This window comes from Kitasatospora sp. NPDC001095 (assembly GCF_053598615.1).
On the sequence record NZ_JBSFKQ010000086.1, the window covers coordinates 1 to 17,258 of the forward strand.

Below are 17,258 nucleotides of genomic sequence, written 5' to 3' on the forward strand. Positions count from 1 at the left end.
TCCACCTCACCAGCCGAACCGGCCCCAACGCCAACGGCGCCACCGAACTCGAAGCCGAACTCACCGCACTCGGCGCCCACATCACCATCACCGCCACCGACACCAGCAACCCCCACGACCTCACCACACTGCTCACCACCATCCCCACCGAACACCCCCTCACCGCCGTCATCCACACCGCCGGCACCCTCGACGACGCCGTCGTCACCGAACTGACCGAGGCCCACGTGAACCGGGTCTTCGGGCCCAAGGTGGACGGGGCCGTGATCCTGGACGAACTCACCCGCCACGCCGACCTGTCCGCGTTCGTGCTCTTCTCCTCGGCCGCCGCCACCGTCGGCGCCGCGGGCCAGGCCAACTACGCCGCGGCCAACGCCTTCCTCGACGCCCTCGCCCAGCGGCGGCGCCGCGCGGGCCTGCCCGCCGTGTCGATGGCCTGGGGCCTGTGGGAGCAGCGCTCCGGGATGACCGCTCACCTGGACGGCGCGGACCTGGGCCGGATGGCGCGCGGCGGCATTGTCCCGCTCACCGCGCAGGACGGCCTCGCCCTGTTCGACCAGGCCCTCTCCGGTGCCGAGCCGGTCGTCGTGCCTGCCCGGCTCGACCTGGCCGCGCTCCGGGAGCGGGCCGAGTCGGGCACCCTGCCGGCCGTATTGGGGAGCGTCCTGCGGACCCCGGTGCGCCGCGTGGCGGCGGCGGGGGGTGCCGCACCGGCCGACTCCTGGGAGCGCCGGCTGCTCGCCCTCCCCCCGGGCGAGCGGGAGGGTGCGCTGCTCGATCTCGTGCGCGGGCACGCGGCCGCGGTGCTCGGGCACGCGACGCCGGACACCGTGGACGCCGCGCGCCTCTTCAAGGAGAGCGGTTTCGACTCCCTGACCGCCGTGGAGTTCCGCAACCGGCTGGTCGCCGCGACCGGGCTGCGGCTGCCCGCGACCCTCGTCTTCGACCACCCGACGCCCGAGGCGCTGGCCCGTCATCTGCACGGGGAGCTGCTCCCCGGCGAGCCCGCCGCCGCGGACGCGGCACTCACCGAACTGGCCGGTGTGGAAGCCGTGCTGAGTGGTGCCGCCGAGGCGGACGACGACGTACGGCAGGAGATCGTCCAGCGGCTGGAGGACCTGGTGGCCCTCTGGGGCCGGCTCCGCCGGCCGGAGGGGGAGCCGGCCACCGGCCGGCCGATCGATTCCCAGCGGATCGCCGAGGCGTCGCCCGAGGAGATCTTCGCCCTGATCGACAACGGCCTCGGCCGGGCGACGGGCCGCTGATGTCCCACCGACCGACCGATGCCGACGAGGAGAAGCCCACCGTGTCCAACGAAGAGAAGCTGCTCGACTACCTCAAGTGGGTGACGGCCGACCTGCAGGAGACCCGGGAGAAGCTGCGGGAGGCCGAGGAGGCGGCCGCCGAGCCGATCGCGATCGTCGCGATGAGCTGCCGCTACCCCGGGGACGTCCGTACCCCCGAGGAGCTGTGGCGGCTCCTGGAGACGGAGGCCGACGCCGTCTCGGCCTTCCCCCGCAACCGGGGCTGGGACCTCGCGTCCCTGTACCACCCCGACCCGGACCGAACGGGGACGACGTACGCCTCCGGCGGGGGCTTCCTGCACGACGCGGGCGACTTCGGCGCCGAGTTCTTCGGCATCAGCCCGCGCGAGGCCACCGCCATGGACCCGCAGCAGCGGCTGCTGCTGGAGACCGCCTGGGAGGCCTTCGAGGGAGCGGGCATCGTCCCCGAGACCCTGCGCGGCAGCCGTACGGGCGTCTTCGTGGGGGTGGCGGACATGCGCTACGCGCCGCACCCGCACGAGGCACCCGAGGAGTTCGAAGGCCAGCTGATGACCGGCACGTCGAGCAGTGTCGCCTCCGGCCGGATCTCCTTCACCTTCGGCCTGGAGGGTCCGGCGGTGACGCTGGACACCGCCTGCTCGTCGTCGCTGGTCGCCATCCACCTGGCCGTCCAGGCGCTGCGCGGCCGCGAGTGCGCGCTCGCGCTGGCGGGCGGTGCCACGGTGATGGCCACGCCCAACACCTTCGTCGAGTTCAGCCGCCAGCGCGGGCTGTCCCCCGACGGCCGCTGCAAGGCCTTCTCCGCCGGTGCCGACGGGACCGGGCTGGCCGAGGGCGCGGGCCTGGTGCTGCTGGAGCGCCTGTCGGACGCCCGGCGCAACGGCCGCCGGATCCTCGCGGTCGTCCGCGGCAGCGCGGTCAACCAGGACGGCACGAGCAACGGCCTGACGGCCCCGAGCGGGCCCGCGCAGGAGCGGGTGATCCGCCAGGCCCTCGCGGACGCCCGCCTCACCCCCGCCGACGTGGACGCCGTCGAGGCGCACGGCACCGGAACCATCCTTGGCGACCCCATCGAGGCCCGGGCCGTCCTCGCCACCTACGGGCGCGGCCGGCCCGCCGAGCGGCCGCTCCGGCTCGGCTCGCTCAAGTCCAACATCGGCCACACCCAGGCCGCGGCGGGCGTCGGCGGCGTCATCAAGATGGTGCTGGCCATGCGCCACGGCGTGCTGCCGAAGACCCTGCACGTGGGCGAGCCCACCCCGCACGTCGACTGGTCGTCAGGGGCCGTCTCGCTGCTCACCGAGGCGGCGCCGTGGAAGACGGACGCTGATCGCCCCCGCCGGGCGGCCGTCTCCTCCTTCGGGATCAGCGGCACCAACGCCCATCTTGTGCTGGAGCAGCCGCCCGCCGCCGAGGAGCCGGCGGCCGGGATGCCCGCGCAGGAAGGCCCGCTGCCGTGGGTGCTGTCGGCCCGCACCCGCGGCGCCGTACGGGCCCAGGCGCGGCGGCTGCACCGCCACCTGCTCGACCACCCGGAGACCGGGGCCGCGGACGTCGGTCTGTCGCTGGCGACCACGCGGACCCACTTCCCGCACCGCGCCGCGGTCGTGGGGCGGGACCGCGAGGAACTGATGGCCTCCCTCGCCGACCTCGCGCGGGACCGCGGCACGTCCGGGCTCGTGCGCGGTACCGCGGCCGGGGCGGGCGGCACCGCCTTCCTCTTCACCGGCCAGGGCAGCCAGCGGCTGGGCATGGGGGCCGAACTGAGCGAGGCTTTCCCGGTCTTCGCCAAGGCGTTCGGCGAGGTCTGCGACCACTTGGACGTCCACCTGGAACGTCCGTTGCGCGAGGTCGTGTTCGCCGCGCCGGACAGCCCGGAGGCGGCGCTGCTGCACCGCACCGCCTACACCCAGCCCGCGCTGTTCGCCCTGGAGACGGCGCTGTACCGGCTGCTGCGGCACTGGGGGATCACACCCGGCCGGCTCGCCGGGCACTCCATCGGCGAACTGACCGCCGCGCACGTGGCCGGGGTCCTCGACCTGCCGGACGCGGCCGCCCTGGTTGCCGCCCGGGCACGGCTGATGGACGCGCTGCCCGCGGGGGGCGCCATGATCGCCGTGGAGGCCGAGGAAGCGGAGGTCCTGCCGCTGCTGGCCGGATACGAGGACAGCGTCGGCATCGCCGCCGTCAACGGCCCCCGGGCGCTGGTGCTGTCCGGGGAGCGCGAGGCGACCGAGCGGGTCTCCCGGCACTTCGCCGAGCAGGGGCGCAGGACCACCTCGCTCCAGGTCAGCCACGCCTTCCACTCACCGCTCATGGAGCCCGCGCTGGAGGAGTTCCGGGCGGTCGCCGAGACGCTGACGTACCACCCGCCGGCGATCCCCGTCGTCTCGCTCGTCACCGGCCGCCCGGCCACCTCCGAGGAGCTGTGCTCGCCCGGCTACTGGGCCGGGCAGATCCGCGCGACCGTCCGTTTCCACGACGGCGTCCGCCACTTGAAGGACGCGGGCGTGTCCACCTACCTCGAACTCGGCCCGGACGCCGTGCTGACCTCCATGGCGCAGCTGAGCCTGCCCCCTGGTGAGACGGTGTGCGCACCGGTGCTCCTCAAGGGCCGGCCCGAGGCCCCGCGCGCGCTGGACGCCCTCGCCCGGGCCTGGGCCAACGGCGTGGACGTGGACTGGGAGGCCGTCCTCCCCGGCGGGCACCGCGTCGCCCTGCCGCCCTACGCCTTCCCGCGGCGGCGCTACTGGCTGGAGTCGGCCGCCGTCCGCGGCGCGCACCGCGCGAGCGGGGGCGAGGCGGAGTTCTGGAACGCGGTGACGGGCGGGGACCTGGACGCGCTGGCGGAGCGCCTGGAACTGGACGACGGCGGCCGGGCCGCGCTGGGCGAGGTGCTGCCCGCCCTGTCCGCCTGGTGGAACCGTTCTGCCCCGGACGCCCCGGAAGAGGCCGCCGAGCCGCCCCAGGTCCTGGAGGACACCGACAAACAGCGGCGGCTGAGCGAGAGCCTCGCCGGCTCCTCCCACGAGGAGCAGGAGCGCGTCCTGCTGGACATCATCCGCACCCACGCCGCCGCCGTGCTCGGACACGACACGCCGGACGCCGTCGAGGCGGAGGTGACGTTCCAGAACGCCGGGTTCTCCTCCTTCACCGCCCTCGACCTGCGCAACCGCCTGTGCGAGGCCACCGGACTGCTGCTGGAACCGGTCGTCGTCTACGACCACCCGGCTCCCGTGTCCCTCGCCCGCTACCTGCGCGCCGTACTCGGCGCTCTGCACACCAAGGAGTGATCCGCATGACGACGAACGAGACCCGGCGACCGGTGGTGGTCTGCGGCGCCGGCCCGACCGGGTTGATGCTGGCCGCCGAACTGCGGCTCGCGGGCGTGGAGGTGGTGGTCCTGGAGAGGCGTCCGGGATTCACCGGCGAACGCGAGTCGCGCGCGCCGGGGGTGTACGCGCGGACGATCGAGATCTGGGACCAGCGCGGGATCCTCGACCGGTTCACCGGCAGCCGAACCGGCCGCTACAGCCACTTCGCGCTGCTGCCGGTCGGCGTCGACCTCGGTCGGCTCGACAGCCCGCACGCGGTGCTGCTGTTGCCCCAGGCGCGCATCGAGCGGGTGCTCGCCGAGTGGGCGGAGGAGCTCGGCGCCGAGGTCCGGCGCGGCCACGAGGTGACAGGGCTGCGCCAGGACGCGGACTGCGCGGAGCTGGAGGTGACGGGCCCGGACGGCCCGTACCGGCTCCAGGGCTCGTACGTCGTCGGCTGCGACGGCGGCCGCAGCACGGTCAGGTCGCTCCTCGACGTCGAATTCCCCGGGACCGACGCCACGGCGGACGTGCTGCTGGCCGACGTCTTCGGGGTGAGCCGGGACCTCCCCGGGCTGACGCAGCGGCCTTTCCCCTTCGTACGGAGCGAGCGCGGCTGGCTCGCGGTCTCCGCCGTCGCGGTCTCCACGGCGGGCGAGGACGTGCTGCGGTTCATCGTCGGCGACTTCACCCGGCCGCCGGTGCGACGGGCCGCGGCGCCGAGCTTCGAGGAGGTCTGCGAGACCGTCGCCGCCGTCGCCGGCATCGACCTCTCGGGCGCGACGCCGCAGTGGCTGAGCCGGTTCGGCAACACCACCCGACAGGCGGCGCGGTACCGCGTCGGTCGGGTGCTGCTCGCCGGTGACGCGGCGCACGTCCACCCGCCGTTCGGCGGCCAGGGGCTCAACCTGGGGGTGCACGACGCGGTGAACCTCGGCTGGAAGATCGCGGCCGAGGTCGGCGGCCGGGCGCCCGAAGGCCTGCTGGACAGCTACGAGCAGGAGCGCCACCCGGCCGCGGCCCGCGTGCTGCTCAACACCCGGGCGCAGAACGTCCTGATGACCGGGGGCCCCGACATCGACGCGCTGCGCACGATCGTCGCGGAGACCCTGGAGTCGGTCGAGGTGAACGACCGGCTGGCCGGGGAGCTCAGCGCCGTCGACGTACGGTACGACCTCGGCGGTGAGCACCCGCTCGTGGGCAAGCGCATGCCGCACCGCGAGCTGACAGCTCCGGACGGCTCCACATACGGCAGCCTGCGGCTGCTGGAGCGGGCGCGCGGGGTGCTGCTCGACCTGGCGGGCGCGCCTGAGTTGAAGGGCGTCGCCGAGGGCTGGGCGGACCGGTTGGACGTGGTCACCGCCACCTGTCCGCAGGCCGCGGCCGACGACCTGTCCGCCGTGCTGATCAGGCCGGACGGGCACGTCGCCTGGGTCGCGCCGCAGGGCCTCGCACCCGACGTGCGGGGGCTGGAGGCGGCCCTGGGCCGCTGGTTCGGGGCCGCCTCCGCGCAGGACACTCCCGCTTCTCTTCCCTCCTGACACCTTCATGTCCCAGGCAACCGAAAGGAATTGACAATGCATCTGATCGACCCGTTCCGCGCGGCGGTGGAGATGTGCCCCGAGTGCGCGGCCTCGATGGTCACCGAGCCGATGACCGTGTCGGAGAAGCCCGCAGGCGACTGCTTCGCGCTCACCGGCCTGTCCGAGACGGTGAACCTCGACTACAAGGCGGTCTCGGAGGACGGCTTCAACGCCGGTGACCGCAGCACGCACACCGACGAGTTCTTCACCGCCGACGGCACCTCCGTGGGCCACCTCGTCGGCCACAGCTGGAAGGTCGTCAAGCAGCCGTCCAACGGCCACCTGATGGCCTTCTACCGGGAGGAGATCACCCTGCCCGACGGGGAGATCCAGACGGCGGGCTGGATCGATGTCAACGCCATCCTCGCCGGCGAGTGGCAGGTGCTCCACGCGGTGGGCACCGGCGGCTCCTACATGGGCAAGGTGGGCGTGCGGGAACTGCGCAGCGAGGTGCTGCGCCACCGGTTCCAGGCGAATCTCGTGCTGTGCGGTGCGCCCGGCCGATGAGCGCTCCGGGGGCGGCGGCCCGCCGCCCCCGTACCACCCCTCCGAACGAGACCGTGGGGCGCCTCCGTACCAGGTGGAGGTTCGGTCCGAACCGCACCGCAGCCTTCTTCCGTTTCCGTTGACCGCGCCGATCGGCGCCGGTTAGGTTCCCAATACGGCTGGATGACATTGCGTCAGATTTTTTCCGCCGCTCCCCCACGACGTCGAAACGGCTGCCCTACCTGAGTACTTGGAGCATCACGTGCGCTACAGAATTCTTGGAAAGCTCCGCGTCATGCACGACAGCGAGCCGGTTTTCCTCTCGGCACGCAAGAAGGAGATCGTGCTCGCGTCGCTGCTGGTCCGGGCCAATCACGTGGTGTCGCTCGAGGAACTCATTTCCGAGATCTGGGGCGGGGATTCACCGCTGCGCGCCACCACGGCGGTCCACGTCCGCATCTGCGAGCTGCGGAAGTTCCTTCGCTCCTGCGGCATGGCCGGGAGCCCGATCGTCACGCGCTCCCCTGGCTACTTCATCCACGTCGAGCCCGGCGAGCTCGATGCGCACGTGTTCAGCTGGCTCGCCGAGGAGGGCCGCGCCGCGGCACGGGCCGGGGCGCACCACGAGGCCGTCGAGAAGCTCCGCTCCGCGCTGGAGCTGTCCCAGGAGACGTCCCTCGGGGGACTGCGCAGCGGCCCCATCATCAACGGCTTCGTGAACTGGCTCGACCAGGCCCGCCTGGACTGCACCGAGCAATGGATGGAATCGGAACTGGCATTGGGCCGGCACCGTGAAGCGGTGGGCCGACTCTATTCGTTATTCAGCCAGCACCCCTTACACGAGGCATTCCACCGGCAGCTCATCCTGGCGCTCCACCGCTGCGATCGGCGGGCGGACGCCCTGCACGTCTACCAAGTGGCCCGCAACACCCTCCGGGAAGAACTCGGCCTCGAACCCTGCCTTGCCACCCGCCGGGTCCACCACGCGATTCTCACCGCGGACGACCACCTGCACGCGCGGGCTTCCGCCTGACGGCACCGCGGGCGGGCTTCCGGGTGCTTCGGCCGCGGGGCTCCGCCCGGCCCTCCCCCGCGCGGCCGCACGCTCGACGGCCGGGCGGGGAGGCTCAGCCGGATCCGGGCGTGCGCAGTGCACCGGAGAGTTCCGTGCGCCTGTGGACGGCCAGCTTGCGGTAGACGGCGGTGAGGTGCTTCTCCACCGCGCGCCGTGTCACCCCCAGTTCGCCGGCGATGGCGCCGTTCGACAGCCCGCGGGCCGCCATGCGGGCCACCGTGAGCTGCACCGGGGACAGGCCGTGGACCGGGTCAAGAGCCGGTCCGCCCAGCAGCGCCCGGGCGCGGGCCGAGAGACCGGGCAGCCCGCAGGCGTCGGCGAGCGCGGCACCCTCTCTCAGCAGTTCCTCCGCCCGCGGGCCTCCCTCGTCGGCCTCCCGGCCGCCGAGCCGCACCAGTGCTCTGGCCAGTTCCAGGCGGTGGTGCGAGCCTCGCAGCACCTCCACCGCCTCGTACAGCAGCCCCCTTCCCCGTTCCCCTCCGGCCAGTGTGCCGTGCACGCGCAGGGCACGGCCGAGCGCGGCGGGGGCTCCCCAGGCCCGGGCCCGCTCGCACTCCTCGCGCATCAGGTCCTCGGCCGCCCGCACGTCGCCGAGGCGGCGGTGGGCGAGGGCCGCCCAGCAACGCCACGGGCCGAGCGCGGGGTTGTGCCGGCCGTCCCCCTCCAGCCGCCTGCCCCAGGCGAGGAAGTGGTCCAGGGCGGTGGCGTCGTCGCGCCGCTGGAAGGCGCGTACGCCGCGGAGCATCCGGTAGGTGATGCCGCGGTGGACGTCGGCGGCCTCTCCGTACGCGGAGCCGGAGTCCTGCGCCAGGAGACGGTCGCACAGCCGCAGGTCCATGGTCTCGACGGCGACGGCGGCCAGGGCGACGTCGGCCGCCGTTCGATCCTCCCACCGCTCCCCCGCGAGCCGGTGGGTATCCAGGGCCAGGGCCCGGGCTCCGGCCACGTCCCCGGACCGCAGCCGCACCAGGGTCAGCTCGGTCCCCGTGCTCACTTGGGACACCAGGGCCTTTTGCTGTGCGGAGCGCGCCAGGCGCGTCTCCAGCCAGGCCGCGAGGTCGGTCAGGTCGTCCGCTGCCACGAGCGTGATCGCCAGCAGGGGCACGGTGGTGTACGACAGCTCGGGCACCGCCGGTTCGCGTTCCAGGACTCGCCGGGCGAGCCGGACGGCGTCCTCCCGCGCGATCCCCGCCCCCACCACCGCGTCGTGCAGGAGCGCGGTCACGAGCTCACGCTCCCCGCCGGTCCCCAGCCCGGGTTCCGGGCCCAGTTCCCGCAGTCGCCGCACCGAGTCCGCGAGCCGTCCGGGGGCAGGGGGCTCCGCGCGGCGGACCCGGGCCTCCAGCCGCAGCGCCACCTCGTGTCCGGCGTCGCACGCCGCACGGTCGGGACCGAGCGCGGCGAAGACCTCGCGGAACAGGTCGACCGTCTGCGGTGTCGCGGTGTCGAGGACGGGCGGCGGGATGCGCAGCAGCGCTGCCGCTCGCTGCTCGGCCGAGGGCAGCAGGGGCACTGCCTGGGAGACGTGCCGCGCGGCCATCCAGGGGTCGGTGATCCGCTCGGCACCGGCCAGGTCCACCAGGACCACGGCGCGGTCGTCGCCGTCCGTGGAGGCTTCCTGGAGGGCCCGGCGCAGGAAGCGCACCGCGTCCCCGGGCTCGCCGCGGTCGAGTGCGGACTCGGCGGCCGCGCGCAGCACGGTCACCGTCCAGGGCGCGTCGGACGAGGCGGAGGGTGCCGTCGCCATCAGCCGGGCGGCGATCTGCTCGGCCGGGTGGTCGGCCCGGAGGAGGAGCACGGCCGCCCGGCTGAGCAGCCCTTGCCGTTCCTCGACGGTGGCGCTCTCCTCCGCGGCGGCCCGGAAGACGGGGTGGACGAAGACCGGCACCGGCGAGCCGGGACGCGGGCGGAGCAGGCCCAGCGCCCGCAGGGCCCGTTCGGCCGCGCGGCACCCGACGGCGTCCAGTTCCGCGAGCCGCGCCACGAGCTCCGGCTCGGCCTGTTCCCCCAGGACGGCCACGGCCCGAGCGAATTCCGGCAGGGGCGAAGGGAGTTGTTCCAGGCGCAGGGCGAGCCGTTCCTGGAGGGCGGGCGGGCTCACCCGCGCGGCCCGCTCGCCGTGCTCCGCGACCGGCCGCAGCCCCGTCCGGCGCAGGGCGTGGCCGACGGCGACCGTGATCATCGGGTTGCCCCCGCAGGCGTCGTGGCAGGCCCGCGCGAACCCGTCGTCCGCGGGCTCACCGAAGCTCCGCTCCACCAGGGCCCGGGTGCCCTGATGGGACAGCGGGCGCAGCGGTAGGGTGCGGCCGGCCGCGGCGAGGAGGTCCCGCACCAGGGGTGTCCGGGCCCCCGGGTCGCCGTCGGCGAGGGCCACGACGACCGTGACGGGCCGCATGGTGGGCCGTCTGGCGAAGTACGCCAGCCACCGCAGCGAGGCCTCGTCCGCCCAGTGCGCGTCGTCCACCGTGATCAGCAGCGGCTCGTCGACGGCCATGCGGGCGGTCAGCGCGCGCAGTTCCCGCAACAGGCGCGGGTGCGCGCCGTCCTCCGGAACGGGCGTCTCCTCGGTGAGGACGCTCCAAAGGGCCTCGGTGCCCGGACTCAGCCAACGCTCCCGGGCCGCGGCCCCCGCGAGTGTCGGTTCGAGGAGCTGGCGCACCACGCCGAAGGGGAACTCCCGCTCCGGCCGCGCCGCGTCGGCCCGTAGGACCCGTGCACCCTTCTCCTCCGCGAGCTGCGGGAGGTGGTCGAGCAGCTCCGTCTTGCCCGCGCCCCAGGCCCCGGTGACGACGGTCAGTGAACTGCCGTGGGCCGCGGCGGTGTCCAGGGCGTCGGCCACCGCGCTCAGTTCGGTGTCCCGTTCGAGCAGCAGGGGGATCAGTCCTTCCGGGGGATGAGGCGGGGGAGATCCCGCCGGCCGGAGACGCCGAGCTTCCGGTAGGCCCGGGTCAGGTGTGTCTCCACCATCCGGCGGGACACTGAGAGCCGCTGGGCGACGGCCGTGTTGGTCATGCCGCCGCGGACCAGTTCGACGATGCGCCGCTCGGCCGCGGTGAGTTCCCGCCCGGCCGCCGGCCCGCGGAGGCCGGTCGGCTCCGTCGTGGCGTCCAACGGCGCCGGGAGGGTACGGGGCTCGCCGGTCAGCTCCCGGACCCGGCGGGCGCGACGGGGGGTCTGCCACGTTGGTGGGGCGGCGTCCCGCAGCAGCCGGGCCGCCGCGGCCCTGGCCTCGCGGGACCGCTCGCCCTCGGTCACCCGGCCCAGGGCGACCAGGGCCGTGCCGACCGCGCTCGCACTCCCCCACGCCTCGGCCGCCGCGTGCTCCGCCGCCGCCATGCGCTCGGCTCCGGCCCGGTCCCCGCAGCCCAGCCGGGCGACGGCCGCGGCCGAACGCCACGGCACGACGGCCGGGTTGGTCCATCCCCTGGCCAGCAGCCCGCGCCCGCACTCCAGCAGGTCGGACAGGGCCGCCTCGTGGTCTCCGGTGCGCAGCCCCAGCAGGCCCCTGGCGTGGAGGAACATCGGCCACCACATGCCGTTCACCGCGCGTACGGGCATCTCGGCCGCCGCGCACCGGCCCGCCTCGTCCACCTCGTCCCGCTCCAGGTGCAGCAGCAGGCGCATGGCCACGATCATCGGTCTGGCCTTGACGGTCGCGGGGCCGGGCATCGCCGCCCGCTCGACCTCCGCGAGGTCCCGGTCCGCCTCCTCCAGCCATCCCCGGCGCAGCGCCACCGCCGCGCGCAGGCTCAGCGCCGCCGCGACGGCCGGGTCCGCGCCCTGTCTCCAGGCCTCGTCGACGATCCCGTCGAGACCGGCCGCCGCCTCCTCGTACGCGTCCGTCAGGGCCATGACGTAGCAGGCCGCCAACCGAGTGGTGAACAGCGCCGGATGGGCGCTGTCGGGGCGCAGAGCGGCCTCGGCCAGGGTGCGTACGCGGGCGAGCGGCAGGGTCTGGGCGAGGGCCGAGCGCAGGGCCAGGACGCCCGCTTGGGCGGGTCCTTCCGGTGGCCCCCACAGCGGCGGTACGGGCGGGACGTCGACCCCTTCCTCCGTCGGCGCTCCGCCTCCGGTCAGCCAGTGCAGGGCCTGGAAGGCGCTCCGTTCCGCCCGGCCGGCCCCCGGCAGCGACCAGGCCGCCGCCGTGCCGCGGCGTACCGTGGCCGCGTGGCCCCACGCGGCGAGCAGGTCTGCGGCGCGCAGCCGGGCCGCGGGGGGCACGTCGCGCTCCGGGCCGTACAGCACGCGCCACAGGGCGCGTTCGCCGCTGTCGGGGGCGTCCGTCAAGGCGGCCGAGCCCAGGTCGACGAGCAGCCGCGCCCGCTGGTGGGGTTCCAGCGGTTCGGCGAGCGCGCGTTCCAGGAAGCGGGCCGCGCGGGCGGGTTCGGTGCTCCGGTACCGCGCGGCGGCGCCGGACAGGGCGTCCGCCGCCCATCCGGCCCCGCTGGGCCGGGCGCCCAGGAGCAGTTCGGCCAGCGGTGCGTCGGGGAGGGCCGTGCGGTGGCCGAGTGCGGCGGCGCGGGTGTACAGGTCCTCGCGCTGCCGCACGGTGAGTCCGGCGAGCACCTGGTCGACCACGCCCGGCGGCGCGCTCGGGTGGTCCGCGTCCGGGACCAGACCGGCACCGGCCAGCAGGCGCAGCGCGCGGGGAGCGGGGAGCGTGCGCAGTCCGGCCAGTTCGCAGAGCTGGGGCAGGCCGAGATGGGGGCCGCCCACGGCGATCGCGCGCAGCAGGGAGGCGGGTTCGGGACCGAGTCCGTCCACGAGTCTGGCGGTGCGCTCGCCCACCGCCTCGGCCGCGCGCGCCGGCAGCCCGGCCGCCGCATCAGCGGTGGGGCCGAGGCCGTCGGCCGCCAGCGAGGCCAGCAAAGAGCGCAGCACCGCCGGGTTGCCCTCGCACGCGGCGAAGGCCGCCTCGGCGAACGTTTCCTCGACGGGCCCCCCGCAGTGGGCGGCCAGCATCCCGGCCACTCCTTTCCGGGTCAGGGGCCGCAGTGCGAGATGCGCGGCCGTGCTCGGGAGGGCGGCTGGTACCGATCCGGGCGTTCCGGCGACCAGGAGGACGAGGGGCGCGCCGCGGGTGCGCCGCGCCATGCTCTCCAGCCACCCTCGCGAGTCCGTGTCGCCCCACTGCACGTCGTCGACGGCGAGGAGCAGCGGCCGCTCGCGCGCGGCCGTGAGGAAGGTCTGGCACGTCAGGGGCAGTGGCCGGTCGGCCGGGTCGTCGGCGTCGTCGGCGTCGTCCGGGTCCAGGCGGGCGAGGAGCTGGGAGACGATGCCGAAGGGCCGGTCCGTCTCGGCCGGGGAGCCGTACGCGCACGCGGCGGCGAGTCCCGCGTCGAGGGCCGCCGCGCTGGCGTACCGCAGGAGCGCGCTGCGCCCGGTGCCGGGGAGCCCCTCGACCGCGATCACCGCCGAGCGGCCGGAGCGCAGCCCGTCGACGGCCTCGCGCAGGAGTGCCGTCTCCCCGTCCCGTTCGACGAGGACGTTCTCACCGGTCACCGGCCCCGCCCGGCTGTGGGAGCCGCCGTCCCCGCCGTGCCGCCGGTCACGAAGCAACCGGGGTGGCGGCGCGGGCGGCAGGCTGTGCGAGGCCACGGAGCGCGGCGGGCAGGTCGGTCCGGCCGGCCAGCCCGAGTTTGCGGTAGGTGGAAGTCAGATGCGTCTCCACCGTGCGCCGGGAGAGGAACAGGGTCTCGGCGATCTCCTGGTTGGTGGCGCCTGCCGCCGCGGACTCGGCCACCTGCCACTCGGTTCCGCTCAGCGGCTCGGCGCCGGCGAGGGGCCGGCGTCGGCGGTCGGCACCCGCGGCGGCCAGCGCTTCGCGGGTCCTGGCCGCCAGCCGGCGCGAGCCGCAGCGGCGCGCCGTCTCGTGCGCGCGCAACAGGTGCGCGCGGGCGCCGGCGGCGTCGCCGCGCCCCGACAGCTCCCTGCCCAGCAGAAGTTCGCAGCGGGCGCGGTCCAGCCGGGCCTGCGAGCGGGAGAGGGTCTCGACGGCGGCGGCCAGCAGGTCCACGCGGCGGTCGCCGCGGGCCGCCGTGCCCGCCGCGAGGAGCGCGTGCCCGAGCGCGTGGGGGGTGCCCCAGCGGCGGGCCAGCTCCAGGCCCTCCTCGGCGAGGCCGACGGCTTCGGTGGGGCGGCCGAGCTCGGCCAGGGCCCTGACGGCCACGGTGCGCCAGGACGCCCATGCCGGGTCGCCCATGCCCGCCTCCGCGAACCAGCGCTCGCAGCGGCGGGCTCGGACCAGCGCGCCTTCCGGGTCACCCGCGCGGAGCCGGAGACGGGCCCAGGTCGTCAAGTACCAGGACTGCCCGAGGACCGACTGGCCCAGGCCGGACTCGGCCGCCCTGGCAAGGGCCGCCCTGGCGGCCTCGGTGGCTCCCTGCTCGCTCTGGACGGCAGCCCAGGCGATGAACGGCAGCGCGAAGCCGGGGCTCCGCCGGGGACGGCCCATGCACTCCAGCGCGTCCCGCGCGTCGGCGACGGCGGCGGGGATGTCGCCGAGCCGGTGACGCACCATCGACCGGTCCGCCAGCAGCCACCAACGGGGCAGGCATCCGTTGCCGACGGCCATCGCCGGTTCCAGCGTCTCCAGTGCCCTGCCGGGCTCGTCGGCCAGGTGGAACAGCACAGCTGCCTGGACCCGCATCCAGTCCGGGGCACCGGAGCCCGCGGCGCCCATGGCCCGGGCGGCGAGGCCGACGACCTCGCGGGCGGACGCGCCCTCCAGGGCGCCCAGTTGGGCCCGCACGAGCAGGCTGCCGCCCTGGGCGGACTCGGCGGGCTCCCGCGCCACGGCGGCACGGGCCCGCTCCCGCACGGCCGCGAACGCCGGCTTCTCGTGCAACCCGGCAGAGAGGACGGCCGACTCGATCCTCCAGCACAGGTCACGGCTGGCCTCGTCGCCGTCCGGGCTCAGTGCGGCGCGCAGCGTGTCGAGGGCGCGGGAGAGTACGGTGAGCGCCGGGCGGCCCACGGCCTGCGCGGTCATCCCGAACTGCAGCGCGACCGACGCCCGCAGCCGGACGTCAGTGGTCCGGTCCAGCAGGCTCCGCAGGGTGTCCAGCGCGGCCTCGGGATCGGTGGCGGCCAGCGCTCCGGCCAGTTCCAGCCCGGTGCGCACGCGACTGCGCTCATCGCTCTCGTCCTCCAGCAGCCGTCGCAGGTAAGGGGTGGCCCGGGACCGGTCGTCGTGCCGCCGTGCCAGCTCGGCCGCGTCACGCAGGACGCCGCGCATCCACCCCTCGTCTAGCCGGGGTAACAGGAGCAGGTGGCCCGCCACCTCCGGGGCCGCGAAGCCCTCGTCGTTGAGCAGCCGGGCCGCGTCGGTGCGTAGACGGACCAGTTCCCCGGCCGGGATGGCCTCCAGGACCGCCGCGCGCAGGGCCTCCAGGCCCCCGGAGGCCAGGAGTTCGCCGTCGCGGTAGCCGGCGAGCACCGCCGACACCAGGAGGGCCGGTACGCCGGCGAGCGCGCCGACGCGCTCGGGCGACGCGACGTGACCGGTGCCAGTCGGCAGCGCGACGGGACCGGTGCCCGCCTCGGCGGCCGCCGGGGGACCCGTCCAACCGAGCACGGCCGCGGCGCTCACCACCCGGAGTTCCGTCGCCGACAGGCCTCTCAGGTGTGCCCGCACCAAGGAGGCGTGGATCCGGTGCCACGCCGCGTCGACGTCGGCGGCGGCACAGGGGCCGGGCGGTACGCCGTCCCTGCGCAGCCGCGTCAGGATGCGCCGGAGCAGCGAGGGGTTCCCGCCGGAGAGTTCCGTGCAGCGCCGCACGGCGGCGGCGCCGGGCGTCCGCCCCAGGCAACGTGCCGCGGCCACGGCCACGTCGGCCTCGGTCAGCGGCCCGAGCGGCAGCAGGCGGGTCCCCGGGTGGCGGACGATCCTGTCGAACGCCCGGCCGGCGGAACCACCGGGACCGCTGCCGCGACCGCCCCAGGCCAGGACGACCAGCAGGGGCAGGCCCTCCGGCCGGTGGAGGAGGGACTCCAGCCAGCGCAGGGAACGCTCATCGCACCACTGGGCGTCGTCGACGACGAGCACCAGGGGCCCGGGGGACGGAGCCGCCGGGACCAGCCGTTCCCGGCTGGGCGGTACGGCCTCCCGCCGGTCCCCGAAAAGCCGGCCGACCGTGGCGTACGGCGTCTCCGCGGTCGCGCGGTGGCCGGCCGCGGACAGCACGGTGGCCCCGTCCGGGCCGCCGTCGCGCCGGAACCCGTCGAGCAGCGCCGTCTTCCCGCTCCCGGTGTTCCCGCGCACCACCACGCAGCGCGCCTTCCCGGCGCGGGCCTGCTCGGCACAGGCGCGCAGCACGGCCAGTTCCGAGGAACGGCCGACCAGGTCCCACTCCACCGCCGGGGCGGAACCTCTCGCCCGGCGCCTCTGGAGAACGGGCCGGTACGGATCCTCCGTTGAACGTCCACCAGATCCGGCGACGGCCGTGACGACCACCGCAGCGCGGGCGTTCCCGGTGCGACGGCGCTCGGCACTGGACGACTCCATGACATGACCTCCGGCAATCCGGCTGACGGCCTGTGACCCGGAATCACGCTAGACGGCGCGCCCGGACCAGAGTTGATCACGAGGGCACAGGCCCGGCTCCCACAGCGCACTCCCGGGGAGGGCGTCCGGGACCTCCTGCCGGGTGGTCACACGCGAAGACCGACGGATGAGAATGTGACGACAGCCGTTCGCCGGACCGGCCGGCCCTCAGGCTCCAGGAAGGGCGCCACGGCGGCGACGAACTCGGCCGGCCGGGCGCTGTGCACCGGGTGACCGGCCTCGATGGTGACCAGGCGGCAGTCCGGCATCTGCCGGGCGAGTTCGGCGATCCGCTCCTGCGGGACGGGGCTGGCGGCCCCGCCCGCGATCGCCAGGGTGCGGGCGGGGATCCGGGCCGGCCCCTCGCGCCGGGCCGGGTCGGGGTCGTCGAACCGCGCCCGGCACAGCGGTGCGGCGCAGGCCCCGCCTGTCGCGGACGTCGCACCTCCGTCCGCGCCGGACCGCGCGCTCCCGCTACGCGGCCGGTGGTGACGGCCGTCACCCGCCCGAGTGGCTGGGCAGATGAGGGGGCCCGACGCCACGACCAAGTCTCGTGGCGGCGGGCTTTGCGTACGAGGGCCCCAAGTCGGTCGAAGGCCGTGTTGAGGCCGATGGCGAGGCCGACGAACAGCAGCGCACACGAGCCCCGAGCCGGACCGGCCTGCCATGCCCAGACGCCTGTGACGCCGTCGGCACCCACGGCTCCGGCCGGGTCCGTGGTCCCGGAGTTACCCGCCAGCGCCAAGCTGGCGCCGGAACAGCGCACCGTGCCGCTGGGGCCTCCTCCGCCGCCGGCACACACCGCTGAGGGGCCGCCGGAAAGCACCGCCCGAACCGCCCGAACTTGCCGTTCTTGTCGGCAACGGGTGAATTGAGGTTCTGGATCACTTTCCGTGCTGATCTGACCACCCGTCACCAGCAGTGACCGGGCCGGGTGCCGGTCACGCGGCGAGGAGCACACGCTTGCGC

Annotated in this window: 8 protein-coding genes; 5 read left to right on the forward strand and 3 right to left on the reverse strand. The window is 75.3% G+C overall.

The genetic code is table 11. The annotated features are described in order from the left end of the window. The 5 genes from ACWDBB_RS35275 to ACWDBB_RS35295 form a co-directional block, all read left to right on the forward strand. Positions 1-1,265: KR domain-containing protein (locus ACWDBB_RS35275; RefSeq protein WP_449793492.1), on the forward strand; the 1,265-nt coding region annotated here is incomplete at its 5' end. Between the two features lie 41 nt (positions 1,266-1,306). Then, positions 1,307-4,579: a type I polyketide synthase gene (locus ACWDBB_RS35280; protein WP_449793493.1), complete on the forward strand. Its 3,273-nt coding sequence runs from the start codon at positions 1,307-1,309 to the stop codon at positions 4,577-4,579. 5 nt (positions 4,580-4,584) lie between these two features. After that, positions 4,585-6,141, forward strand: coding sequence for an FAD-dependent monooxygenase (locus ACWDBB_RS35285; RefSeq protein WP_449793494.1), 1,557 nt, complete (start codon positions 4,585-4,587; stop codon positions 6,139-6,141). A 36-nt stretch (positions 6,142-6,177) separates the two neighbouring features. Beyond that, on the forward strand, positions 6,178-6,690 hold the full coding sequence (locus ACWDBB_RS35290; protein WP_449793495.1) for an allene oxide cyclase barrel-like domain-containing protein: 513 nt from the start codon (positions 6,178-6,180) through the stop codon (positions 6,688-6,690). Between the two features lie 274 nt (positions 6,691-6,964). Continuing rightward, positions 6,965-7,702: an AfsR/SARP family transcriptional regulator gene (locus ACWDBB_RS35295; RefSeq protein WP_449793496.1), complete on the forward strand. Its 738-nt coding sequence runs from the start codon at positions 6,965-6,967 to the stop codon at positions 7,700-7,702. 94 nt (positions 7,703-7,796) lie between these two features. Here the strand turns inward: ACWDBB_RS35295 and ACWDBB_RS35300 are convergent, their stop codons facing one another. Genes ACWDBB_RS35300 through ACWDBB_RS35310 form a run of 3 tightly spaced genes read right to left on the reverse strand, consistent with a single transcriptional unit; the run spans position 7,797 to position 16,100 of the window. Next, positions 7,797-10,625, reverse strand: a complete 2,829-nt coding sequence (locus ACWDBB_RS35300; RefSeq protein WP_449793499.1) for an ATP-binding protein — start codon at positions 10,623-10,625, stop codon at positions 7,797-7,799. After that, positions 10,622-13,246, reverse strand: a complete 2,625-nt coding sequence (locus ACWDBB_RS35305; RefSeq protein ID WP_449793497.1) for an AAA family ATPase — start codon at positions 13,244-13,246, stop codon at positions 10,622-10,624. Before ACWDBB_RS35305 ends, ACWDBB_RS35300 begins: the two co-directional genes overlap by 4 nt. A gap of 46 nt (positions 13,247-13,292) precedes the next feature. After that, positions 13,293-16,100, reverse strand: a complete 2,808-nt coding sequence (locus tag ACWDBB_RS35310; RefSeq protein ID WP_449793498.1) for an AAA family ATPase — start codon at positions 16,098-16,100, stop codon at positions 13,293-13,295. Positions 16,101-17,258 lie beyond the last annotated feature (1,158 nt).